Genomic DNA, 22488 nt, shown 5'->3' with positions numbered 1-22488 from the left:
ACGCTGGGGAGGCGCTGCCTCCCCAGACCCCTCCGGGATATTTGGGGCCGGAAGAAGTACCGCTATCCGAGTACAAGAAGCGTTGTTCCAGCGAGGATGACGCACGCCCAAATCAGCCGGTGTTTGAGGTGACCTTCGCCGAGGAGTAGACTTCCTGCCAGTACGGTTAGGACAACGCTTATTTCACGCGTCGGGGCGACGTAGGAGACAGGAGTGAAAGTCAGGGCATAGAGCACCAGAATGTACGCGAGCGGGTTGAACACCGCGATGGTGATCACGGCGAGCCGGTGGTGTGTCCAGTGCATCGTGATCTTGGCTTTGTGTCTGTGCGCGTAGGGTGACAAAAGCACGACGCGCCCGACGGATGACGCATAATCCAGCAAGAGCGGCGGCACCAAGAGGGTTGCAACGGTGTATGCGTCCCACGCCGTATAGCTGCCGATCAGAGCGCCAGCGCCGAGGCCGAAACCGAGTGACGCCGGGACTTTTGTGGCACCCGGTTTGACGCCGCCTGACAACATCAACACGCCGCCGATGATGATGGCGGCCGCGACGGCCATCTGAAGCGTGACGTGTTCGCCGAGGAACATCACCGCGAAGGACGTGGAGAGCAGCGGCCCAGTGGCCCGAGCTATGGGGTAGACGAGCGACAGGTCGCCCTTGCGGTAACCGGTTTGCAAAAGCAGGAAATAACCAAGGTGCAGGACGGCGCTGCCAGCGGTGAAGAGAATCTGGGGCGGACCGAAGATGGGGTCTTCAGTGACGATGATCCAGAGCGCTACAGGTAAATAGAGGATCACGGAGATCAGCGAGAAGAGCCAGATCAGCTCTGGCCCGCCGCTGATGCGTTTGACGCACACGTTCCATGTGGCGTGGCAAAACGCGGCGGCGAGGACGAGGAGAAAACCGGAAAGGGGCATTGGGCAGACCTTTGATACAGACGAGCGTGTTCACGCCCTGTCCATCCCCTCTGGTGTTTTCGCCCTCGGGTGTCTGCCTGTGCGTGGCTCATATCGGCGCTTGGACCAGCTTGCGCGTGCGCAACGGAACCCTAGCCGCACATGGATAGGCTGGGTGAAGCCTAGCCGGGCGTTTTCGACTTGGCAATCCGGTCTACAGGTCCTTCATCAAGCGAAGCGCGTCGTAGATTGCCGCATGGGTGTTGCGGGAGGAGACCGCGTCGCCGATGCGAAAGAGTTGAAACCCGCTTTCCGGTCGCTGTTGGGGGCGGCCTGCGATGAGGGCCTCGTAGTCGACCACGCCCCTGTTCCCGCTCAGCGGTTTGAGGGCGAAATAGAGATCGTCGAGCGGCATCGTGCCGTAGTTCACAACGATCTGGTCGTACTCTTTCTCGTAGCGGTGGTCGCTGTAATCGGTCCCGATCGTGGCGGTGAGGCTGTTGCCGTTGCGTGCGACAGCCATCAGGCGACGGGTCACCGTGAACGTCACGTCCTTGTCCTGCAGGCTGCGCATGTAGGGGGTCAGGTTCATGCCCATGACATCCGGTGCGAAGGTGCGGTCGGGGGTCATGATCTCGACCTGCGCGCCCGCATGTGCGGCAACTTCCGCAGCTTGCATCCCGGCATGGTCGCCGGTTTCGTCGTAGATCAGCACGCGTTCCGCAGGTGTCACGACGCCTGAGATGAGGTCCCAGCTCGAGATGACGTGCTGGGTGTCTGTGCCGCTTTCGAAGAGTTCGAGGTTTGGCAGGCCACCGGTGGCGATGACGACAACGTCCGGCCCGAGTGCGGTCACGTCGTCGGTTTCAGCCCAAGTGTTGAAGTGAAAGGCCACGTCTCGGGCTGCGCATTGGGCCATACGCCAGTCGATGATGCCGATCATCTCGCGCCGTCGGTGGTTCTGGGCAGTCAGCCGCACCTGCCCGCCGGGATCGGGTTGGGCTTCGAAGACGGTGACGTCATGCCCCCGTTCCGCCGCGACGCGCGCTGCCTCGAGACCACCGGGACCTGCGCCAACAATCACGACTTTTCGGCGCTCTGCAGCGGGCGTGATCACATGCGGCATCTCGCGTTCGCGGCCTGTCGCGGCATTGTGGATGCAAAGCGCTTCACCCGCCTGGTAGATGCGGTCAAGGCAGTAGGTCGCGCCGACGCAGGGGCGAATGTCGTGTTCGCGGCCTTCCGTGATCTTTGCGATAATGTGTGGGTCCGCCATATGCGCGCGGGTCATGCCGACCATGTCGAGAAGCCCGGCCTCGACCGCGTGGCGGGCGGTTGCAACGTCGGAGATGCGCGCAGCGTGGAAGGTGGGCATGCCGGTAGCGGCGCGGACAGAACCCGCGAAATCAAGATGCGGCGCGCTTTTCATGCCTTGCACCGGGATCACGTTGGTCAGTGCCGGGTCGGTGTGGACGCGGCCACGGATCACATTGAGGAAATCGCATTGGCCGGTGTTGGCCACGATCTGCGCCATTTGCAGGCCGAGGTCGGGGGTGATCCCGCCCGGCTCAGTCTCGTCGGCGGTGAACCGGATGCCAACGATGAAATGGTCACCGACCCTCTTGCGGATTGCCGCAAGCACGTCGAGCGGCAATTTCATGCGGGTCTCTAGGCTTGCATTGCCGTACGGCCCGTCGAGGTCATTGGTCAGGGGCGACCAGAACTGGTCGAGGAGGTGGCCGTAGACCTCCAACTCGATGCCATCCATGCCGCCTTCCTTCATCCGCTCGGCGGCATCGGCGAAGTCGGCGATCACGCGCGCGATGTCCCAATCCTCGGCCAGTTTCGGGAAGGCCTTGTGCGCCGGTTCGCGGTGTTTGGAGGACGAGATCGATGGCAGCCAGTCGCCAGTGTTCCACGTGGTCCTGCGGCCCAGATGGGTCAGCTGAATCATCGCCGCGCAACCATGTTCGTGCAGCGCATCGGTCAGCCGTCTGATCCAAGGCACGACCTTGTCGTCATAGGCCAGGACATTGTTGAACGCGGGTGGGCTGTCTTTGGAGACCGACGCCGACCCGGCCGTCATCGCCATGGCAATCCCACCTTTTGCACGTTCGGCATGGTAGGCGATGTAGCGGTCCTTTGGCATCCCGTCTTCGGGATAGGCCGGTTCATGCGCGGTGGTCATGATCCGGTTTTTCAGCGTCAGGTGTTTGAGCTGGTATGGCTGGAGCAGGGGATCGTTCGACATCGGCGGTTCCGTCTCTGGCGTGATGCCAGTATTTGGAAAAGCCGCTGAGCTGTCATTCCAAAAGCGACCTTTGCAGTCGGCTCAGGCCTTCGAGCCACCGATCCGGGGTTCGGTCCCGGCCTTGAGCCGGGCGAGGTTTTCACGGTGCCGCCAGATGATGAGGCCCGCGAGGATCAGTGTCAGGACAAAGATCTGACCCTGTCCGACAAGCAGGCACCAAAGCACGGACCATGACGCGGCGACGAGGGCGGAGAGGCTTGATATCCGGCTGATAACGGCGGTCGCGAGCCACGTGGCGCAGGCCAGAAGGCCAACCGGCCATGCCAGTGCCAGCAACAGACCAAGGAAGGTCGCGACACCTTTGCCGCCTTTGAACCCCAGCCAGACCGGGAAGCAATGGCCAAGGAACGCGGCCAGTGCCGCGATCTGTGCCGCATCTTCTCCGGCCATCGCGCGGGCAAGGAGCACGGCCACGGCACCCTTTGCGCCATCCAGTAGCAGCGTTGCCGCTGCGGCGGATTTGTTGCCTGTGCGCAGGACATTGGTCGCGCCGATGTTGCCGGAACCGATTTCGCGGAGATTTCCGAGCCCCATTGCCTTGGTGAGAAGCAGGCCGAACGGAATGGAGCCAAGCAGGTAGCCGACGATGGCCCATAGGGCGAGAACAGCAAGGCTCGATTCGATCGCTGGCATCAGGTGCTCCGGTAGACCGAGGTTCCGCTGACGAAGGTCTCAAGAACTTTACCCTGAAGCCGCGCGCCGTCAAAGGGCGTGTTCTTTGACTTTGACATCAGCTTGAACCGGTCGAGGATCACAGGTTTGTCCGGATCGAACAGAACCAGATCGGCGGGCGCGCCTTTGGCGAGCCGTCCGCAGTCGAGACCGAGGCGTTTTGCGGGATTGAGGGACAGGGCGCGGAACAGCGTTGGCAGGTCGAGATCGCTGGAATGGTAGAGGCGCATCAACACGGGCAGCATCGTTTCAAGACCGACGGCACCGCTGGCGGCTTCCTCGAAGGGCAGGCGTTTGCTTTCTTCGTCCTGTGGGGTGTGGAATGAGCCGATCACGTCGATCAGCCCGGTCTTCACGGCTTCTACGACAGCCTGGCGGTCGTCTTCGGAACGTAGTGGTGGCTTGACCTTGAAGAAGGTGCGGTAATCGGCAACGTCAAATTCATTCAATGTCAGGTGGTGCATCGATACGCCGGCGGTGACATCGAAGCCATTGCGCTTGGCGCGTGCCAGCGCGGGCAAGGCGCGGGTCGTCGTGATCTGGTCGGCGTGGTAGCGCGCGCCTGTCATTTCGACGAGCGCAATTTCGCGGTCGAGGCCCATGCGTTCGGCCATCGGCGACACGGCGGGCAGACCTCTGAGTGATGCGAACTTGCCCGAAGTTGTGGCGGCGCCGGCCGACAGGTTAGGTTCCTGCGGATGGCCAACCACCAACGCTCCCAAGGCGCGGGCGTAGGTCATGGCGCGGCTCAGCACCTTCGTGTTCTGCACAACGCGGTCGCAATCAGTGAAGGCCACGGCACCTGCATCCATCAAAAAGCCGATCTCGGTCATCTCGTGCCCGTCACGGCCTTTGGTGAGCGCCGCCATCGGCAAGACATGCACCGGCGCGGCCTCGTTGGCGCGGCGGCGGACGAATTCGAGCGTTTCAGGCGTGTCGATTGCAGGCGTCGTGTCGGGGCGTGTCACGATGGTGGTCACGCCCCCCGCCGCGGCAGCCTGCCCTGCAGACCCGTAGCTTTCCTTATGACGCTCACCGGGTTCGCAAATCTTCACACCGATATCCACGATCCCGGGTGCGAGGCATTTGCCGCCTGCATCACGCCGGGCGTCTTGAGGGACAGTGTCAGTTCCGATTTGTGGATCCGGATGATCGAAAACTTCGGCAATCACGCCATTGCGCACGAGAACGGCACCGAGCGTCTCTGTCCCGGCTTCGGGATCGATCAACCGCGCGTGGGTGATGAGACGTGTCATGCGGTCTGCTTTCTGGTCCGCGCCGATTCAATCGTGGCGATGACGCTTTTCGGATCGGGCTGGTATTTGATGAGATGTTTGTCACCGGACGCGGTGATGACCTGCACTGCGCTGCCAAGCGTGCGCAGTTTCGCGATATCGCCAAGCGCGGCATAGCGTTGATACGGCCCTTTCAACGCGTTGCATTCCAGGGTCCAGACTTCATCCATAATCTCGGATTGCATGTACCAGCCTCGTACTGCAACCGCCGCGAACCCGGCTACGGCTCCCGTCCAGATATGTGGATTGTCGATGGCCCACAGCACCAGCATTGCACCAGCCATTGCTGCGGCCGTCATCACCGCATGCGTGCGGATGTAGGTGGTTTTGTCCGGGCGGAACTCAGTCATGTTGCGCTGGTGATCATGGGGATTACGGGCAAGGCGGTCATATCAGGAGTTTGGCGAGGATGATGCTTGAGACCAGAACGCCAATCGCACCGATCACGAACCAGAACGCCGATCCACCGCCAGCCGGGGGTGGGGCTTTCTGACCGCTTCCGGTGCCTTTTGCAGACTCGCTGCGCACCGGCGCGCCCCTGCTGGCGGGTTTTGGTTCATTGAATGTGCCGATCCATCGCAACGGTGCAGCGATGGTCAGCTCCTGTTCCGTCTGGTTGAACGCTTGGGAGGGCAGGACGAGCGCGAAGCCGCGTAGGCTGTCCAATTGCTGCCGCATCGCATCGAAGTCCTTGCCGCTCACATCATGGGCGTTGACGAGATACTCGGACAGCGTCATGTCACCCAGATCGCGGATGTTGATCACTTCGACGAAGGCGGGTCGCAGGTCCTTGGCCCCCAGTGCGTAGTGCAACGGCCATTCGCCTGTACCGGCCTGAGTGGTGAAGCGTTCAATCGCCTCTTTCGGCAAGTCAATATGGAAGACCCGGATCACGCCCCGTTCGCTGCTTTTGATGCGCATCGTCACACTCATACCAGAACACCTTCCGGATGCTGGGTGCGCCGCTCTCTCAGGTTCTGCGCCAGCAAATCCATCGTTGCCATCCGCACCGCGACGCCCATTTCCACCTGCTCCTGAATGACTGAACGGTTGATGTCGTCGGCCAGAGTGCCATCGATTTCGACGCCCCGGTTCATCGGTCCGGGGTGCATGACGATCGCGTCTTCCTTGGCATGGCCGAGCTTCTCTGAATCCAAGCCGTAGCGGTGATAGTATTCTCTTTCGGAAGGGATGAAGCCACCGTCCATGCGCTCTTTCTGCAGTCGCAGCATCATGACCACATCCACATCTTTCAGACCTTCACGCATGTCGTCGAACACCTCGACACCGAACTCTTCGATACCGGATGGCATGAGCGTTGGCGGTCCGATCAGGCGCACGCGGTTTTCCATCTTGCCGAGCAGCAGGATGTTCGAACGTGCAACCCGGCTGTGCGCGATATCACCGCAAATGGCGATGGACAGGCGGTGCAGCCGTCCTTTCTCGCGACGGATCGTCAGCGCATCCAAAAGTGCTTGTGTCGGGTGTTCGTGCTTGCCGTCACCTGCGTTGAGGACAGCGCAATTCACCTTTTGCGATAGTAGATCGACCGCCCCGGCGTGCGGATGGCGCACCACCAGCAGATCGGGGCGCATCGCGTTCAGCGTCAGCGCCGTGTCGATCAGGGTTTCGCCCTTCTTTACCGAAGAGGCCTGCATCGCCATGTTCATCACATCCGCGCCCAGTCGTTTTCCGGCCAGTTCGAAACTGGCCTGGGTTCGGGTGGAGTTTTCGAAGAACATATTGATCTGGGTCATCCCTGCCAGCACATCGGTGCTGGGCGACCTTTTGCGGTTTCGGTCGGCGTATTGGTCAGACAGATCGAGAAGGGTCGTGATTTCGTCCGGGCGGAGGGGTTCGATCCCAAGAAGGTGTCGTTGATCGAAACGCATCTCATGGCCTTTTCGGACTCGTCGGGTGCTTATAGAAACTGGCTGTCGCCGCGGCAAGACAGGATCCCTTTTGCGCGTCATTCTGGCGGGATAGGGTATCTGTATGGATTCGCAGATTGACTGGCATGCAGCGCGGGCCGCGCTTGAATGGCAGGTTGAGATGGGTGTGACCGAGACCATCTCGGAGACGCCGATCAACCGGTTTGAGCAAGCGGCACCGCCCCCGAAAGCGGGGGTCACACTTGGGGTGCAGGCACCCTCGGTGCCCGTGCCAGTGGATGCTGGAACGGACCCGGTGGCCGAGGCGGAACGCGCCGCGCGGCAGGCACAGGATTTGACGGCATTGCAAGCGGCGATGGCCGCATATCCGCATTGCGAGTTGCAGAAAGGTGCGCGCAACCTTGTCTTCAGTGATGGGGTCGCCGGTGCGCGCGTGATGATCGTCGGTGAAGCGCCGGGACGCGATGAAGATCGGATCGGGAAGCCGTTTGTCGGACGTGCCGGACAACTTCTGGACCGGATGCTGGCGGCCATCGATATGGGCCGCGACCGCGACGGCGCGCAGGCGGTCTACATCACCAATGTCCTGCCATGGCGGCCGCCGCAGAACCGCGATCCGAAGCCGGATGAAATGGCGATGATGCTGCCGTTTCTTAAGCGGCACATTGAATTGGCGCAACCCGAGGTGCTGGTCGTGATGGGCAACATCTCGTGCCAGGCCCTTTTGGGCAAACGCGGCATCACGCGGCTGCGCGGGCAGTGGACCGAAGCCGCGGGCCGTCCGGTTCTGCCGATGTTCCACCCCGCCTACCTGTTGCGCAACCCGGCGGCCAAGCGGGAGGCCTGGGCCGATCTTCTGGACCTGCGCGTCCGCCTACACAAGAAAGCCTGAGCATGAGCCGTATCGACGAGAGCAAAGATTTTGTCCCGATCCGCATCGCCGTTCTGACGGTCAGCGACACGCGGTCGCTTCAGGAAGATCGGTCGGGTGACACTCTGGTCGGACGGATCGAGGCGGCAGGGCACGTTGTTGCAGACAGAAAGATCCTCCAGGATGAACGTGGCCAGATTGCGTCGCAGCTTCGGGCGTGGTGCGACCAGCCCGACATCGACGTCGTGATCTCGACCGGCGGAACAGGGCTGACCGGACGGGATGTGACGGTCGAAGCGCACCGCGATGTCTACGAGAAAGAAATCGACGCGTTTGGCACGGTTTTCACGATGGTCTCGTTCCAGAAGATCGGCACCAGCGCGATCCAGAGCCGTGCGACGGGTGGCGTGCGCAATGGTACCTATCTTTTTGCGCTGCCCGGGAGCCCCGGTGCGTGCAAGGATGCGTGGGACGAGATCCTGAGCCTTCAGCTCGATTACCGGCACCGGCCTTGTAACTTTGTCGAGATATTGCCGCGATTGGACGAACATTTGCGACGGAAATAGCCCTATTCTTCGTGTTAAGGTCAGCACTGTTATTGGAAAACATGCGGTTATCGCTACCTATGTTGCCTGACCTCGTTCGAAGGATTGTCGCCAATGCGGTTTTTTCGCCGTAGCCTGACCGGGCTTTTTCTGCTGTCGCTAACGCTGGGCCTTCTGGCCTATGCGGGCGTGCAGGTGCGCGATGCCGTTCAGGATCGGATGGCGCAAGAGCCGCGCGCGTTTCAACAGCGAGAACGGGTCTTTGCCGTCAATGTGGTGCCATTCACACTTGAGACGATCACGCCGGAGTTGACCGCTTTTGGTGAGATCGAAAGCCGTCGTACCTTGGAAATCCGGGCGGCTGTGGGTGGCAGGGTCACAGAGATTGCGCCAAATTTTGTCGAAGGCGGAGAGGTTGAGGCGGGGCAAGTTCTTTTGAGGATTGATCCGACCGACCTTGAAGCCGTCCTGCAACGGGTTCAGTCCGATATCGTCGATGCCGAGGCAGAGCAGCGCGAAGCGATGCGTGCAGTCGAGCTGGCGCGCGATGAACTGGCGGCGGCAGACGATCAAGCCGTGCTGCGCGAACGTGCGTTCCAGCGTCAGCAGGATTTGCTGGATCGCGGGGTCGGGACGGCGGCGGCGGTCGAAGTGGCGGAACTGGCAGCGGCGCAGGCGCGTCAGGCCGTCCTGTCGCGCAGGCAAGCCTTGGCGCAGGCCGAAGCGCGCATTGACCAATCCACGACGCGCCTCTCGCGGGCGATCATCGCCGAAGCCGAGGCACAGCGGCGTCTGGATGACACGATCATCACAGCGGATTTCGCGGGCACCTTGGCGGATGTGTCCGTTGTTCAAGGCCGTCTGGTTGCGTCGAACGAACAACTTGCTCGTCTGATTGATGCAGAAGCGTTGGAGGTGGCGTTCCGCGTCTCAACGCAGCAATTCGCGCGACTTCTGGACGAAGATGGCCGCCTAGCCGATGCCGAGGTCGCCGTGGTGCTCGACGTCTTTGGCACCAATCTCACCGCGCAGGGGCGTCTCAGCCGCGCGGGTGCGGCGGTTGGCGAGGGCCAGACCGGGCGATTGTTGTTTGCAACGCTCGATGATGCGCCCGGCTTCAGGCCCGGGGATTTCGTGACAGTCCGGATCGAAGAGCCACCGCTTGACCGCGTTGCGCGTTTGCCCGCTTCGGCGCTGAATGCGTCGAATGAAATCCTTCTCATCGCCGACGAGGATCGGCTGGAAGTTGCGGTCGTGACACTTGTGCGTCGTCAGGGCGACGATGTTCTGGTTCGGGCAGAAGGTCTGGAAGGGCGCGAAGTGGTCGCTGAGCGAACGCCACTTCTCGGGGCCGGGATCAAGGTGCGCCCCTTGCGAAACGACGCGCAGGCGGCGGTTCCCGAGGACCCTGAAATGGTTGAGTTGACCGAGGAACGGCGCGCACGGCTCACCGCCTTTGTCGAGGCCAATACACGCATGCCCGCCGAGGCACGCCAACGTGTTCTGGACCAGCTGTCGCAAGCGAAAGTCCCGGCGCGCGTTGTGGAACGTATCGAATCCCGGATGGGGGGCTAAACATGGCCCGCGCCTTGCCCAACCGTGCAAGCGGCATTTTGGGATACTTCGTCCGGCATAGAACGGTCGCCAACCTGCTGCTGATCCTTTTGCTCGCTGCAGGCGCCTTGGCCATCCCGAACATGCGGGCGCAGTTCTTTCCGGATGTGATCGTAGACGACGTCGATATCTCGGTCGCTTGGGATGGGGCCGGAGCCGAGGACGTGGACCGCGGCATCGTTCAGGTTTTGGAACCTGCGGTTCTCGCAGTCGAAGGGGTCGAGAGTTCGGAATCAACGTCGCGCGAGGGGCGGGCAAGCATCCGGCTTGAGTTCGAACCGGGATGGGACATGTCCCGCGCCGCTGATGACGTGCAAACGGCGGTGGATGCGGTCACGAACCTGCCTGCCGACGCCGAGGATCCGGTGGTGCGGCGCGGTATGTGGCGGGATCGAGTGACAGATCTGGTGATCACCGGACCCGTCGGTGTCGACCAACTGGCGCGCTTTGCCGATGAACTGACCGTGCGGCTTTTCTCGGAAGGCGTCACGCGAACCACCATTCGCGGGCTCGCTGCCCCTTTGACGGTGGTCGAGGTGCCGTCTGCCAACCTCATCGCCTTCGACATCTCCATGCGAGAGATCGCCGAAGCCATCGGGCAGGAGGTGGATGCGGACCCCGCCGGTGATGTGGGCAATGCCAACACCCGTGTTCGAACGGGCGTCGAGAAGCGCAGTGCGGATCAGATAGCGGCCATTGTGCTACGCTCGAACGACGATGGGTCGAACCTGACCGTTGGCGATGTCGCGACGATCTTTGTGGAAGGTATCGACCGGGAACGCAGCTATTTCGTGGGCGAGGATCCTGCGATTTCGATCCGTGTGGATCGCAGCGATCAGGGCGATGCCATCGCGATCCAGCGCACAGTTGAAGAGGTCGCCGCCGAGGTCGAGGCCTCGCTGCCGGATGGCGTGACGATTGACTTGATCCGCACGCGGGCCGAAGCCATCTCGGGCCGCTTGGATATTCTTCTGGACAACGGCCTGACAGGCTTGGCGCTGGTGCTGGCGCTTCTGTTCCTGTTTCTCAATGTGCGGACGGCGTTTTGGGTCGCGGCGGGTATTCCGGCGGCGATGATGGCGGCGATTGCGCTGATGTATGCCGCCGGGATCACGATCAACATGATCTCGCTCTTCGCATTGATCATCACATTGGGGATCGTCGTGGACGATGCGATTGTCGTCGGTGAACACGCCGATCATCTCGCGCGCAATGGCATGACGCCAGTGGACGCCGCAGAACGCGCGGCTCAGCGGATGGCGTTGCCCGTGTTCTCGGCCACCTTGACCACGATCATCGCATTTTTCGGACTGGTTGCGATTGGGGGGCGTTTCGGAGATCTCATCGCTGACATTCCGTTCACTGTGATCGCGGTTTTGGCGGCGTCACTGATCGAATGCTTCCTGATCCTGCCGAACCACATGGCGCACGCGCTGATGCATAGCGCGAAAGAGCATTGGTACGACATGCCGTCCCGCATCGTGAATCGGGGCTTCCGATGGTTCCGCGAAACGCTGTTTCGCCCAGTGATGGCACTGGTCATTCAGGCGCGCTACGCGGTTTTGGCCGGCGCGGTGGTGCTGCTGGCCGGTCAGGCGGCTTTGTTCATTCGCGGTGACGTGCAGTGGCGTTTTTTCAATGCGCCCGAACGGAGTTCGATTACTGGCAACTTTGCGATGGCACCTGGTGCGACGCGGGAAGACACGTTCGAAATGATGCGCATTTTCCAGCAGTCGGTCGAGGACGTGGCGCGCCGTCTGGAGGCGGAACACGGTGTCTATCCCATCGACTACGTGATCGCCGAGGTCGGCGGCAACGCGGGTCGCGGGATTGCCGGTTCGGATACGAAAGATACCGACCAGTTGGGTGGGGTCTCCATCGAGTTGATCGATGCCGACCTGCGACCGTTCTCGAGCCGCGCCTTTGTCAGCGAATTGCAGGACAGCGTGCCACGCCATCCGCTGGTCGAAACCATCAGCTTCCGCAGCTGGGGGTCCGGGCCCGGAGGTGACACGCTGGATGTACAGTTCTACGGGGCAACGGCAGACACGCTGAAGGCCGCGTCCGAGGACCTGAAGACGGCTTTGGCACGTTACCCAGAGGTGTCGGCGATCGAAGACAACCTCGCCTACGACAAGGAAGAGCTGATCCTTGAACTGACGCCGCAGGGACAGGCGCTTGGGTTTACCATCGATAGTCTAGGGCGTGTGTTGCGCGCAAGGCTAGGCGGGGTCGAAGCGGCGACCTATCCGGACGGTCCACGCAGCGCCGAAATCCGCGTCGAGCTGCCAGTCAATGAGTTGACGGCGGACTTCCTCGAACGCACGCAAATGCGGACTCCACAGGGCAACTATGTGGCCCTTGCGGATATCGTCAGCGTCGAACGCCGCACGGGGTTTTCAACCGTGCGGCGCGAGAATGGCATCCGCTTGATCTCGGTCACCGGAGACATTTCCGAAGACGATCCGGCGCGCGCCAATGAGATCATGCTGGCGCTCGAGACCGAGATTTTGCCGAACATCGCCAGCGAGCGGCAGGTAGAGTACCGCCTTGCGGGTTTGAGCGAACAGGAAGGCGAGTTTCTGAACGACGCGCGGACCGGGCTGATCTTGTCGCTGCTTGCGATCTACGTCGTGCTGGCATGGGTTTTTGCAAGTTGGACGCGCCCCATGGTCATCATGTCGATCATCCCTTTCGGGCTTGTCGGAACGATCTACGGCCACGCCCAATGGGACGTGCCTCTCAGCATGTTCACGGTCGTTGGGCTCTTGGGCATGACCGGCATCATCATCAACGACTCGATCGTGCTGGTTACGACGATTGATGAAAAGGCGCGGGACCGGGGGTTGCTGCCGTCAATCATCGACGGTGCGGCGGATCGGCTGCGGCCTGTGTTTTTGACGACGGCGACGACCGTCCTCGGTCTCGTGCCGCTGCTCTATGAGCAATCCAGTCAGGCTCAGTTCCTGAAGCCCACGGTCATCACACTGGTCTACGGGCTGGGCTTCGGCATGTTCCTTGTGCTTCTTATCGTGCCCTCGCTCATCGCGATCCAGAATGACATCGGCCGCCTCACGCGCACCGCGCGGCGTGGATTGCGATTCCGGAAGTCCGGGCCGCGGTTTGCCATGCTGGTGGGATCGGCGCTGATCCTTGTATGGCTCGGCGCGACGATAGGTGCCTTTGCGATCAGCGGTGCTTTGCCCGAAGCGCTTCGTGCCGTGTTGGCGGGGACACCCTTCGGGCCCGAGATCGACCTGAACGGCAGTTTTGCTCTGTTTGTTCTCGGTGCCGCAGTGATCTGTTTGGCACTATATCTGGCCGCTCTTCTGGCCACCGCCATCACGCGGATACGACACGCAACCTAGTTGCTTGCGCAGCCCCGGATATCCACCGCGTGTAATGCGCCGATCACCGTGAACCGCATGTCAGAGCGGTTGAGTGCAAAGCTCTTGCCTTCCACATGCATGAGCCGCGTGCTGGCATAGAGTGCTGCTCCGTCGCGGCGGCTGTCGGGTTCCGCAACCCAAACATGTGGATTACCGGCCTCGACCACGACGTATTCTTCGCCACCGGCGCTCGGCATTTCGATCCGGGTATGCAGAACGAGCGTTCCTTCCTCACCTGCCTCGAACTGGCACGTGACCGATGCCACTCCCGCCTCGCGTGCCGTGTAGGGCACATCCGTCAATGCGGCGGCAATTGTTGGGTCCGGGCGGGTCGGGGACGGAGGCAGGGACGCTTCGAATGACAGATTTGCCGGGATGCAGATGTCTTTGCAAATCCCGATCTGTAGTTTGCCCTCAAGGCGCAGGGTCGCGTCTGCATTCGGCGTGGTCATGCGAAGCGGGATCACCACTTCTGATCGGTAGCCGACCGACCGCATGCCCTGTTCGAAGAACACCTCTGGTGTGGGCCAACTTGTCGAGACGCTGTCGATGTTTTCCGAACCAGACCAGTCGAACTGCGGCGGAATGCCGACGTCACCCGGTGCGCGCCAGTAGGTTTTCCAGCCGGGCTCCAGTACGATGTGAAGGGCGGACATGTGACTGCCATCGGCCATGCGCCATCCGGGGCGAAGCTCGACCTTGGACAAGCCGGTCATATCGCCAGCCGATCCTTCCGTTGGTCCGAAAGAGGTCAACGCGGCGACAGCGGCAAGAATGATGGCGGAGAATGTCTTCATAAACAGCAGATGGCGGTTTTCCGCCGCGAATAAAAGTCACAAACAAGCGATCCTGCGCGAGCGTGTCGTGCAAGTCCCCTTGCAACACTCATTCGAGACCGCCATCTTTGTTATGTGCCTGAAACGCAAACCATGACTGACCTCACCGGGCAATTGCTGATCGCGATGCCGGGAATGCCCGACCCCCGGTTCGAGCATAGCCTCATTTACATGTGCGCGCACTCAGACGACGGGGCGATGGGCCTGATCGTCAACAAACCATCGGCGGATGTGACATTCGACAATCTCGCCGATCAGCTGTCCCTAGAACGCGCCCCCGAGGTCAAAGACCTGCGCATCCATTTTGGCGGCCCGGTTGAGTTGGGACGCGGGTTTGTCCTGCATTCGCCGGACTTTCGGTCAGAGATGACCACCCTGAACGTGGACGATGATTTCGCCATGACGGCGACCTTGGATGTGCTTGAAAACATCGCCAAGGGCACTGGGCCCAACCGGCATCTGATCGTTCTTGGCTATGCGGGGTGGGGGCCCGGCCAGCTGGAGGATGAAATCGCGGCGAATGGGTGGCTGACATGTGATGCCAGCACTGAGATCGTGTTCGACACCGCTGACCAGGACAAATGGGAAGCTGCACTCGGCAGTCTTGGTGTGTCGCCCCTGGCACTTTCTGCCGATGGTGGACGGGCGTAACGGTTAACGGACCGCCTGAAACACCCAAGCTCCCGCATCATTCAGCGAGCGTGTCGCGCGGCCGTCGTGCCAAAGATGCAGGCAATGCGCCATCGCTTCGACCAGGGCCAATCCGTATTCGCCGTCGCCGATGCTTCGCTTGAACAGGGGCGCAAAGCAGTCGCCCGCGGTCTTCGGCGCATCAAGATGCTGTTCCAGTCGTCGTAGCGCGCCGTGGTGGTTCTCGATAAGTTGGTTCAGCCGCAACGGAAGCCCGGTGAAAGGCAGCTTGTGGCCTCCGAGAACCAGATGGTCTTCGCGGGCAAGCGTGGAGAGCCGTTCGCAGGCTTCCAGCCAGTCGGCGACGGGGTCGGCCTCTGGCTCTGTCGCGTAGACGCCGATGTTGGAACTGATCGACGGAAGGATCTGATCGCCCGCCAAGACGAGATTGTCGTCGCGCGACCAGAAGGTCGCGTGTTCTGGGGCGTGTCCGTTGCCGATATGCACGTCCCACGTGCGCCCGCCTGCCGTAAACACGTCGTTCTGCCTGATCCGCATGTACCCCAGCGGAAGAGGCTCTACGCAATCGGCGAAGTTGAACGGCCGCTCCGTGCGGCGCTTTTCGAGAATCGCGGGAGACATACCGCAGCGCTCCCAGAACGTGATCGTCTCAGGGTTTGGCACTGCCTGGTCGTCCAGTTGCAGCATGCGTCCCATCAGCCACGCCGTGCGCGTTGTGATGAGTTGTGCGCCATGCGCCGACTGGAACCATCCGGCCATACCGATGTGATCAGGATGATGATGCGTGGCAACAACCCGGTGCACAGGTTTGCCGCCAAGCGGACCGGCCATGAGCGTCTGCCAGAGTGCCTTGCCTCGCCGCGACGCAAAGCCAGTGTCGATGATCGTCCACGCGTCGCCGTCATCCAAAGCGTAGACATTGACGTGGTCGAGCTTCATGGGCAGCGGCAGGCGGATCCACAAAACACCCTCGGCGACCTCAATGCCCTCGCCCTCTGCCGGGGGCGTGTCCCAAGGATAGCGGATGCCGCCTGAGCCGCGATCTTTCATGCGGCGAGGTCGTCGACACTTACCGCGAACAGATCTTCTGCGCCCTGACGCGCATGCGCCAAGAGGCCGACATGTTCTGGCAAGATGCGGTGGATGTAGAACGCAGCCAGTCGGTCGTGGGGTCCATCCGGATCGGCCAATGCCGCCCTCAGGTGGAAATGCGCGCCCAGCACACGCGCGAAGCCGCGCAGATAGGGGACAGACCCCGCAAACCGATCCTGCGCGCCATGTGCGACCATCCATTCGGTGGTCTCACGCAGTGTTTCGCAGGCCTGCCAAACTGGGTCGACCAGATCGGGACGTTTGGCCCGTGCCGCCTCGGCCTCGGCTTCCATTTCGTCGAGAAGGCGATAGGCCGCCTCACCGCCATCCATCAACTTGCGCCCCACAAGGTCCATCGACTGGATGCCGTTGGTGCCCTCGTAGATCGCGGCAACCCGCACGTCGCGCGAATACTGCGCCGCGCCCGTCTCTTCGATAAAGCCCATGCCGCCGTGCACCTGCACACCTGTGCTGGCGACATCGATGCCGGTATCAGATCCGAAGGCTTTCGTGATCGGCGTCAGAAGTGCGGCGCGGGCGGACCAGTCAGCGTGGCCCGTGGCGGTTTCCATATCGATGGCCACCGCATTTGCGAGCGCAATGGCGCGGGCTGCGAAGGTATCTGCCTTCATGGTCGCCAACATGCGTCTTACGTCGGCGTGGTCGGTGATCGAGTTGTTTTCGGTTCTGCCCTGCTTGCGGCCTTCGGCGTAAGCCAGCGCATGCTGATAGGCGCCTTCGGCAACGCCGATCCCCTGAATGCCGACACCCAGGCGCGCGTTGTTCATCATGGTGAACATGGCCCGCATTCCGTCATTCTCTTTGCCGATCAGCCAACCGGTCGCGCCGTCGTATTGCATCACTGCGGTCGGGCTGCCGTGCAGCCCCATCTTGTGTTCGAGGCTCACCACCTTGAGAGAGTTTGCCACACCGGGAATACCGTTGGCGTCCGGGATGCGCTTAGGAACAAGGAACAGGCTGATGCCTTTCGTCCCCGGGACGGCATCGGGCAGTCTGGCAAGGACGAGGTGGCATACGTTCTCGGTGAAGTCGTTGTCGCCCCACGAGATGTAGATTTTCTGACCCGTGATCGCATAGGTGCCGTCGCCGTTTGGCGTTGCTTTTGTGGTCAGCGCGCCAACGTCACTGCCCGCCTGTGGTTCGGTCAGGTTCATCGTGCCCATCCACTCGCCCGCAATCAGCTTTGGCAGATAGAGCGCCTTGATCTCATCAGTTGCGTGATGCTCCAAAGCCTCGATCTGGCCCTGCGTCATCAGCGGAGCCAGTTGCAGGGACAGACAGGCAGAGCTCATCATTTCGTTCACGGCGCTGGTCATGGTCATGGGCAGCCCCATGCCGCCGTATTCGGGATCGGCGGCAATGGCGATCCAGCCGCCTTCGGCTATCGCACGGTAGCCTTCGTCATATCCCGGAGAGGTGCGCACGACGCCGTTTTCAAGACGCGCGGGGTGCAAATCACCCGCACGCTGCAGCGGGGCGAGCATGTCTTCGCAGAGCTTGCCGGCCTCGCTCAGGACGGCCTCTACGGTCTCCGGTGTGGCTTCGGCAAAACGGTCGGTTTCGGACACCTGGCTGAATCCAACCACGTGGTCGAACAGAAATCGGAATTCGGAAATCGGGGCGCGATAGGTCATGTCGGCTCTCCAGAGGTTTTGGTCCGGACGGCATTTGCTTGGCAATCAAGGGTGCGAGCGATATGCATCCGCAATCTATTGTGCAGACCCTGCCGAAAGCCGGGGGTGCCATCAACAAAAACGCGGCGTCACAAGATATGACCTCCTCCAGTCTGCAGATCCTGTCCGATACCGAGCAGGATTGCGCGAAAGCGGCATCCGTTTTGCGGGACGGTGGTCTTGTCGCGTTCCCTACCGAGACGGTCTACGGGCTTGGTGCGGACGCCTGCAACGACACCGCCGTTGCACGGATTTTCGAATCCAAGGGCCGGCCGAGTTTCAATCCCTTGATCGTCCACTTCCCGGATGTGGAAGCGGCGCGCGCGCATGTGGACTGGACGGATGCGGCAGAGGACCTGGCACACGCCTTTTGGCCCGGCCCGCTTACCTTTGTGCTGCCGCGCCGGGCCGGGTCGCCAATCTCGCGGTTGGTGTCGGCCGGATTGAACACGCTTGCGATCCGCGTCCCTGCGCATCCCACTGCGCAAACCTTGCTGCGGGCATTCGGGGGGCCGGTGGCAGCGCCGTCTGCCAACCGGTCTGGCCAGATCAGCCCGACCAAAGCAGCGCATGTCGTCGATGGTTTGGGTGATCGGGTCGACGCGGTGCTGGATGGCGGCGCGTGTCCTGTGGGCCTCGAGTCGACCATTGTCGGATTGTCTGATCATCCTGTCCTGCTGCGACCGGGCGGTGTGACGGAAGATCAATTGGCTGAAGTTCTCGGCCACCACATCGCGATCCGAAAGAACGCTGACGCCATTTCGTCGCCGGGCCAACTTGCGTCTCACTATGCGCCTGACGCGCGTGTGCGGTTGAATGCGACCGAATGGTTGCCAAACGAGGCGCGACTGGGCTTTGGCGATGTCGAGTGCGACCTGAACCTATCGGAAAAGGAAGATTTGGTCGAAGCGGCGGCGCACCTGTTTGACTACATGCACCAGCTTGATGCGACCGGCGCCACGACCATCGCCGTGACACCAATACCGCATCACGGGCTTGGTATCGCGATCAATGACCGGTTGACCCGGGCCGCCGCGCCGCGCGACGACTATTCCAGATGACATCCAATCCGGATCAGCCGCAATTGCCCGTGGGTCTGATCGCCCTTCTGTCCGGCTGCAATTTCGTGATCGGCATGGGCGCGTTCGTGGTCATCGGGATGGTGCCCTTGCTGGCCGCCGATCTGGACGCCAGCACCGCGGCAGCGGGCGGGACAATGACCGCCTACGCATTGGCATACGCCGTGCTCTCACCGCTGTTGGTGTCGCTGACGGGCCGTGTCGGGCGGCGGCGCGTACTGGCGGCGGGTATGGCGATTTTTGCACTGGCGGCTCTTTTGTCTGCAGTGGCCACGAACCTGACATTGCTTTATGCGGCGCGCGCACTGGCTGCAGCGGGTGCAGGCGTTGTGACGCCGGTTGGCGCAGCGGTGGTCGCGGCACTGGCCCCGAAATCGACGCAGGGCAAGTCCATCGCGGCCTTCTATTTCGGGCTGACTTTCGCGCAAGTGCTTGGCGTGCCTGTTGGCAGCTGGGTGTCCTTCACCTTTGGATGGCGCGCCGCGTTCTGGATCGTGGTGGTCCTCGCTTTGGCTGCAACGGTGCTGATCTGGGTGCGGGTCCCCGCTGGATTGCGGTTCAAACCAGTGTCCCTGGCGGATCTGGGTCAGGCGTTGAAAAACGGTTTGGTGATGGGAGCGGTGCTCTTTACCGCGAGCTTTCTGGGCGCGATCTATGTGCTTTACACCTATCTTGCGCCATTGCTCGAAGAGACGATGGGCTACGGACGGGACGGGATCACATTGGTGCTGCTCGTATTCGGTGCCGGGGCTGTTGTCGGCAATCTGATGGGCGGATGGCTCACGGATCGGCTTGGATCGGTGAAATCACTGGTTATCCTCTGCCTTGCCCAAATCCTTCTGATGCCCGCCTTTTCGGGTTTGCCGATGGCTCCGTGGGTTCTTTTGGCCCTTGTGTTCGCTTGGTCAGTGATGGGCTGGTCGTTCATGGCGCCGCAGCAAGTGCGGCTTCTGAACCTCGCACCGAGCATCGCAGCGGTCGTTTTGGCGCTGAATGCGGCGGCGATCTACATCGGCACTGCTGTGGGATCGGCGCTTGGCGGAGCCGTGCAGTCGGCGGCGGGGATCACGTGGCTGGGCGCTGCGGCCGGATGTGCAGCGCTGGGCGCTTTGGTGCACATCCTCGCATCACATCGCGCCGCGAACTTGCGTGCCGCGCGGGCCTAGTCGAAACGCCAGAGCGCCGGCACAAAGCTGTAGCTGTTGCCATCGCGCATGACGTGACCGACGCCCGGGAAGGGGAAGTGGTAGCCAAGCACAGCCATGCGATCTGCGGCGGCCATGTCCAGCAACCGCCTACGGGTCGCGACGGTCTGTGCACCGTCCGTGTCGAATTCATTGTACCAATCCGGATGTGCGAAGTTGGTGTAGGCATGGGTCATGGCATCGCCCAGGGCAATCAACTGCTGTCCGTTGCTTTCCACGACCACAGCCATGTGGCCGGGCGTGTGTCCCGGTGTGTCGATGACGCGAACCCCTGGCGCGACTTCGAACCCGTCTGAAACCAGTTGCCACTCGGCGCCATCCACATTGATGGAGTTCTGTGCCCCAACGACGAATTGCTGCATCGCCGGAGGAACTTGAGAAGCGAGGCCCTCCTGCATCCAGTAATCATATTCTGCTTGCCCGAGGAAATAGGCAGCATCCGGTACGATTGCTTCGTCGAAATCATCGCGCACACCCCAGATGTGATCGGGATGGGCGTGGGTAATGACGACATGGGTCACGCCCATCGGGTCTATGCCTGCGGCTTCCAAGTTTCCCCAAAGCCGTCCCGTGGTGTCGAAAAACCGGTTTCCCGAACCGACATCGACAAGCACACGCGCATCGCCAAGCTCGACGTACAGATGGTTGGTGTGGGCGTAGTTCATGTCCGGTGCGAGGTAGTGTGATTTCAGAAAATCCTGCACGACCACGGGGTCGGTGTTGACGCCGATGCCGGTTGTCGGAAGAGAGAAGAAACCGTCGGACACCACCGTAATCTTGGCCTCGCCGAGGGTGAACCGGAAATGCGCCGGATTACCGTCTTCAGGGGCGCCAAGGCTGGCCATTGCTTTGGCACCGGGCAGGGCAAATGCTGGCATCGCGGCCAAGGTTTTCAGGAACGCGCGGCGGGTCGGGCGCATCAGCATGGTGTCTCCTCCCAGAGATAAATTCAGTTTTGTGAATAACATGACTGTTCAGCGTGCTGCAATTCCGAAAGACGATGGGGAAACCGCATCTTGAATTCCCCCTCATGTCTGGTTTTAGGAGATTAATCAGTGCGATGCAGAATTTCTGATCAGCCAAGAAGTTGAGAATGATTTGCAACTGGATGCTGGGTCTCATACCTATGGCGCGTGCTGCGGTGCAGCGCGACTTTTCAGACACCATACAGGAGGCGCAGATCATGACATTTCTCAAGACTGCCGCACTCGCCGCCATTCTTGGCATGACAGCAACAACCGGCATTGCGCAGGACGTGACACTACGATTCCAGCACTTTGTGTCGCCAAACTCGGCCAATCCGAAATACTTCCTCGATCCGTGGGTCGAAAAGGTGGAGACCGAATCGAACGGTCGGATCAAGATCGAGGTCTATCCGTTCATGCAGCTCGGCGGCAAAGCCCCGGCGCAATATGATCTCATCAAGGACGGTGTGATTGACGGCGGTTGGGTCATCCCCGGCTACACGCCCGGTCGCTTCCCCGAAGCAGAGGCGATGGAACTGCCCTTTATGGTGACCAAAAGCGCCGAGGAAGCTTCGCGCGCTGCGTGGGAGTTCACCCAGAAACACCTGATGGATGATTTCGCCGATGTGCATCTGATTGCAGCGCACATGCACGGCCCGGGCATCGTGCACAAGACAGGTGATGCCGTGGCAAAGGTTGAGGATTTTGCAGGTCTGAAGCTGCGCGGTCCGTCGCGCCCGGCGACGTTGCTTCTTGACAAGTTGGGTGCTGAACCGATTGGTCTGCCGGTTCCGCAGTTTCCCGAGGCATTGTCGAAAGGCGTGGTCGATGGGGGCGTGATCACGTGGGAGATGTCTCCGTCGCTCAAACTCGACGAGTTGACCGACAGCCACACGGATGTTGCGGGTGATAAGTCGCTCTACAATCTCTACTTCATCTGGGCGATGAACAAGGACAGCTACAACGCGCTGCCGGATGATCTGAAGGCGGTGATCGACGCGAATTCTGGACTCGAGACCTCTGCCATGGCAGGTCGGGCGCATGACACCGGCGACCGCGTTGGGCGTATGCTGATGGAAGATGCGGGAAATGAGATCGCCACGCTGAGCGAGGTTGAAACCGCGCGCATCGTTGCGCTGGGCGAAGAGGTCACGCAAGACTGGATTGCAGAGATGACGGAACGCGGACTGGATGCTGTGCGGCTTGTCGAAGATGCACGCGCCGCAGTCGCAGCCACACGCGGCGCTGCCGTCGGCACGGATGGGTGAACGCTGATAGGTCGGACAGTCCTGTCCGGCCTATATCTCCTCTTTGTCCCAACGTTTCCACAAGAGCGAAAGAAGCGTCTCGCCCGCCACGGGCGTGATGCAGTCGGCCATGAGAACCGGCCCGCCTTTGGCGGGCGGTTTCGTCTCTGCGCGCGATGCGTTGTCCGTCGCGCGGACATCTTGGAATGTGGGCACAAAACTCGACATGGT

General features: G+C 61.3%; 20 protein-coding genes. 8 read left to right on the top strand and 12 right to left on the bottom strand.

Annotation, left to right across the window (positions count from 1 at the left end; translation table 11 throughout):
• Positions 1 to 62: 62 nt before the first annotated feature.
• From BUA42_RS10470 to BUA42_RS10440, 7 genes are all read right to left on the bottom strand, one after another.
• Positions 63 to 920, bottom strand: coding sequence for a DMT family transporter (locus tag BUA42_RS10470; protein WP_072777696.1), 858 nt, complete (start codon positions 918 to 920; stop codon positions 63 to 65).
• A gap of 193 nt (positions 921 to 1113) precedes the next feature.
• A complete protein-coding gene (locus BUA42_RS10465) occupies positions 1114 to 3150 on the bottom strand; it encodes an NADH:flavin oxidoreductase (RefSeq protein WP_072777695.1) in 2037 nt (678 codons plus the stop codon).
• 81 nt (positions 3151 to 3231) lie between these two features.
• Positions 3232 to 3843 (bottom strand): glycerol-3-phosphate 1-O-acyltransferase PlsY, encoded by a 612-nt coding sequence (plsY, locus tag BUA42_RS10460; RefSeq protein ID WP_072777694.1) that lies wholly within the window; start codon positions 3841 to 3843, stop codon positions 3232 to 3234.
• Positions 3843 to 5138: a dihydroorotase gene (gene pyrC, locus BUA42_RS10455; RefSeq protein ID WP_072777693.1), complete on the bottom strand. Its 1296-nt coding sequence runs from the start codon at positions 5136 to 5138 to the stop codon at positions 3843 to 3845. The genes plsY and pyrC overlap by 1 nt, the downstream gene beginning before the upstream one ends.
• On the bottom strand, positions 5135 to 5527 hold the full coding sequence (locus tag BUA42_RS10450; RefSeq protein ID WP_072777692.1) for a hypothetical protein: 393 nt from the start codon (positions 5525 to 5527) through the stop codon (positions 5135 to 5137). Before BUA42_RS10450 ends, pyrC begins: the two co-directional genes overlap by 4 nt.
• A 37-nt stretch (positions 5528 to 5564) precedes the next feature.
• Positions 5565 to 6098, bottom strand: coding sequence for an aspartate carbamoyltransferase catalytic subunit (locus BUA42_RS10445; RefSeq protein WP_072778409.1), 534 nt, complete (start codon positions 6096 to 6098; stop codon positions 5565 to 5567).
• An 8-nt stretch (positions 6099 to 6106) separates the two neighbouring features.
• Positions 6107 to 7069 carry an aspartate carbamoyltransferase catalytic subunit gene (locus BUA42_RS10440; protein ID WP_072777691.1) on the bottom strand — a complete coding sequence of 321 codons (963 nt, stop codon included), beginning with the start codon at positions 7067 to 7069 and terminating at the stop codon, positions 6107 to 6109.
• A gap of 103 nt (positions 7070 to 7172) precedes the next feature.
• On the opposite strand from BUA42_RS10440, the gene BUA42_RS10435 reads away from it, so the two are divergent.
• The 4 genes from BUA42_RS10435 to BUA42_RS10420 all read left to right on the top strand — a co-directional run bounded on the left by BUA42_RS10435 (position 7173) and on the right by BUA42_RS10420 (position 13467).
• Complete coding sequence (locus tag BUA42_RS10435) at positions 7173 to 7961, top strand: uracil-DNA glycosylase (protein ID WP_072777690.1); 789 nt, start codon at positions 7173 to 7175, stop codon at positions 7959 to 7961.
• Positions 7962 to 7963: 2 nt separating this feature from the next.
• Positions 7964 to 8506, top strand: coding sequence for a molybdenum cofactor biosynthesis protein B (moaB, locus tag BUA42_RS10430; RefSeq protein ID WP_072777689.1), 543 nt, complete (start codon positions 7964 to 7966; stop codon positions 8504 to 8506).
• A 93-nt stretch (positions 8507 to 8599) separates the two neighbouring features.
• Positions 8600 to 10060, top strand: a complete 1461-nt coding sequence (locus BUA42_RS10425) for an efflux RND transporter periplasmic adaptor subunit (RefSeq protein ID WP_072777688.1) — start codon at positions 8600 to 8602, stop codon at positions 10058 to 10060.
• 2 nt (positions 10061 to 10062) lie between these two features.
• Positions 10063 to 13467 carry an efflux RND transporter permease subunit gene (locus tag BUA42_RS10420; RefSeq protein WP_072777687.1) on the top strand — a complete coding sequence of 1135 codons (3405 nt, stop codon included), beginning with the start codon at positions 10063 to 10065 and terminating at the stop codon, positions 13465 to 13467.
• Here BUA42_RS10420 and BUA42_RS10415 read toward each other — a convergent pair.
• Complete coding sequence (locus BUA42_RS10415) at positions 13464 to 14285, bottom strand: protein-disulfide reductase DsbD domain-containing protein (RefSeq protein ID WP_245818994.1); 822 nt, start codon at positions 14283 to 14285, stop codon at positions 13464 to 13466. The two genes, BUA42_RS10420 and BUA42_RS10415, sit on opposite strands and share 4 nt — an antisense overlap.
• Positions 14286 to 14417: 132 nt before the next feature.
• Between BUA42_RS10415 and BUA42_RS10410 the strand changes: the two genes are divergently transcribed.
• Positions 14418 to 14975, top strand: coding sequence for a YqgE/AlgH family protein (locus tag BUA42_RS10410; RefSeq protein WP_072777686.1), 558 nt, complete (start codon positions 14418 to 14420; stop codon positions 14973 to 14975).
• Between the two features lie 3 nt (positions 14976 to 14978).
• On the opposite strand, the gene BUA42_RS10405 is transcribed toward BUA42_RS10410, so the two are convergent.
• Together BUA42_RS10405 and BUA42_RS10400 are read right to left on the bottom strand one after the other, a co-directional pair.
• Positions 14979 to 16025 carry an MBL fold metallo-hydrolase gene (locus BUA42_RS10405; RefSeq protein ID WP_072777685.1) on the bottom strand — a complete coding sequence of 349 codons (1047 nt, stop codon included), beginning with the start codon at positions 16023 to 16025 and terminating at the stop codon, positions 14979 to 14981.
• Positions 16022 to 17722: an acyl-CoA dehydrogenase gene (locus BUA42_RS10400; protein ID WP_072777684.1), complete on the bottom strand. Its 1701-nt coding sequence runs from the start codon at positions 17720 to 17722 to the stop codon at positions 16022 to 16024. Before BUA42_RS10400 ends, BUA42_RS10405 begins: the two co-directional genes overlap by 4 nt.
• A 137-nt stretch (positions 17723 to 17859) precedes the next feature.
• On the opposite strand from BUA42_RS10400, the gene BUA42_RS10395 reads away from it, so the two are divergent.
• Both BUA42_RS10395 and BUA42_RS10390 read left to right on the top strand, forming a co-directional pair.
• Positions 17860 to 18822 carry an L-threonylcarbamoyladenylate synthase gene (locus tag BUA42_RS10395; protein ID WP_072778405.1) on the top strand — a complete coding sequence of 321 codons (963 nt, stop codon included), beginning with the start codon at positions 17860 to 17862 and terminating at the stop codon, positions 18820 to 18822.
• Positions 18819 to 20006 (top strand): MFS transporter, encoded by a 1188-nt coding sequence (locus BUA42_RS10390; protein ID WP_072777683.1) that lies wholly within the window; start codon positions 18819 to 18821, stop codon positions 20004 to 20006. Before BUA42_RS10395 ends, BUA42_RS10390 begins: the two co-directional genes overlap by 4 nt.
• On the opposite strand, the gene BUA42_RS10385 is transcribed toward BUA42_RS10390, so the two are convergent.
• Positions 20003 to 20971 (bottom strand): MBL fold metallo-hydrolase, encoded by a 969-nt coding sequence (locus BUA42_RS10385; RefSeq protein ID WP_072777682.1) that lies wholly within the window; start codon positions 20969 to 20971, stop codon positions 20003 to 20005. The genes BUA42_RS10390 and BUA42_RS10385 overlap by 4 nt on opposite strands.
• Positions 20972 to 21228: 257 nt before the next feature.
• On the opposite strand from BUA42_RS10385, the gene BUA42_RS10380 reads away from it, so the two are divergent.
• Entirely contained in the window at positions 21229 to 22278 is a 1050-nt protein-coding gene (locus tag BUA42_RS10380) for a TRAP transporter substrate-binding protein (RefSeq protein ID WP_072778403.1), read from the top strand.
• A 30-nt stretch (positions 22279 to 22308) separates the two neighbouring features.
• Here the strand turns inward: BUA42_RS10380 and BUA42_RS21165 are convergent, their stop codons facing one another.
• A complete protein-coding gene (locus BUA42_RS21165; protein ID WP_178346893.1) occupies positions 22309 to 22485 on the bottom strand; it encodes a hypothetical protein in 177 nt (58 codons plus the stop codon).
• Positions 22486 to 22488: the final 3 nt, after the last annotated feature.

Source organism: Marivita hallyeonensis (assembly GCF_900129875.1).
GTDB lineage: Bacteria > Pseudomonadota > Alphaproteobacteria > Rhodobacterales > Rhodobacteraceae > Marivita > Marivita hallyeonensis.
Note: the sequence above shows the minus strand (reverse complement) of the source record. Positions and strands in the feature narration are given on the sequence as shown.

Excerpts from the sequence above, each read along its gene's own strand:
- BUA42_RS10420 (WP_072777687.1), top strand. The coding sequence starts at position 10,063 with ATGGCCCGCGCCTTGCCCAACCGTGCAAGCGGCATTTTGGGATACTTC.
- BUA42_RS10450 (WP_072777692.1), bottom strand. The coding sequence starts at position 5,527 with ATGACTGAGTTCCGCCCGGACAAAACCACCTACATCCGCACGCATGCG.
- BUA42_RS21165 (WP_178346893.1), bottom strand. The coding sequence starts at position 22,485 with ATGTCGAGTTTTGTGCCCACATTCCAAGATGTCCGCGCGACGGACAAC.
- BUA42_RS10425 (WP_072777688.1), top strand. The coding sequence starts at position 8,600 with ATGCGGTTTTTTCGCCGTAGCCTGACCGGGCTTTTTCTGCTGTCGCTA.
- BUA42_RS10465 (WP_072777695.1), bottom strand. The coding sequence starts at position 3,150 with ATGTCGAACGATCCCCTGCTCCAGCCATACCAGCTCAAACACCTGACG.
- moaB (WP_072777689.1), top strand. The coding sequence starts at position 7,964 with ATGAGCCGTATCGACGAGAGCAAAGATTTTGTCCCGATCCGCATCGCC.
- BUA42_RS10390 (WP_072777683.1), top strand. The coding sequence starts at position 18,819 with ATGACATCCAATCCGGATCAGCCGCAATTGCCCGTGGGTCTGATCGCC.
- BUA42_RS10395 (WP_072778405.1), top strand. The coding sequence starts at position 17,860 with ATGACCTCCTCCAGTCTGCAGATCCTGTCCGATACCGAGCAGGATTGC.
- BUA42_RS10410 (WP_072777686.1), top strand. The coding sequence starts at position 14,418 with ATGACTGACCTCACCGGGCAATTGCTGATCGCGATGCCGGGAATGCCC.
- BUA42_RS10415 (WP_245818994.1), bottom strand. The coding sequence starts at position 14,285 with ATGAAGACATTCTCCGCCATCATTCTTGCCGCTGTCGCCGCGTTGACC.
- BUA42_RS10400 (WP_072777684.1), bottom strand. The coding sequence starts at position 17,722 with ATGACCTATCGCGCCCCGATTTCCGAATTCCGATTTCTGTTCGACCAC.
- BUA42_RS10380 (WP_072778403.1), top strand. The coding sequence starts at position 21,229 with ATGACATTTCTCAAGACTGCCGCACTCGCCGCCATTCTTGGCATGACA.
- BUA42_RS10440 (WP_072777691.1), bottom strand. The coding sequence starts at position 7,069 with ATGCGTTTCGATCAACGACACCTTCTTGGGATCGAACCCCTCCGCCCG.
- BUA42_RS10445 (WP_072778409.1), bottom strand. The coding sequence starts at position 6,098 with ATGCGCATCAAAAGCAGCGAACGGGGCGTGATCCGGGTCTTCCATATT.
- BUA42_RS10470 (WP_072777696.1), bottom strand. The coding sequence starts at position 920 with ATGCCCCTTTCCGGTTTTCTCCTCGTCCTCGCCGCCGCGTTTTGCCAC.
- BUA42_RS10385 (WP_072777682.1), bottom strand. The coding sequence starts at position 20,971 with ATGCTGATGCGCCCGACCCGCCGCGCGTTCCTGAAAACCTTGGCCGCG.
- plsY (WP_072777694.1), bottom strand. The coding sequence starts at position 3,843 with ATGCCAGCGATCGAATCGAGCCTTGCTGTTCTCGCCCTATGGGCCATC.
- BUA42_RS10405 (WP_072777685.1), bottom strand. The coding sequence starts at position 16,025 with ATGAAAGATCGCGGCTCAGGCGGCATCCGCTATCCTTGGGACACGCCC.
- pyrC (WP_072777693.1), bottom strand. The coding sequence starts at position 5,138 with ATGACACGTCTCATCACCCACGCGCGGTTGATCGATCCCGAAGCCGGG.
- BUA42_RS10435 (WP_072777690.1), top strand. The coding sequence starts at position 7,173 with ATGGATTCGCAGATTGACTGGCATGCAGCGCGGGCCGCGCTTGAATGG.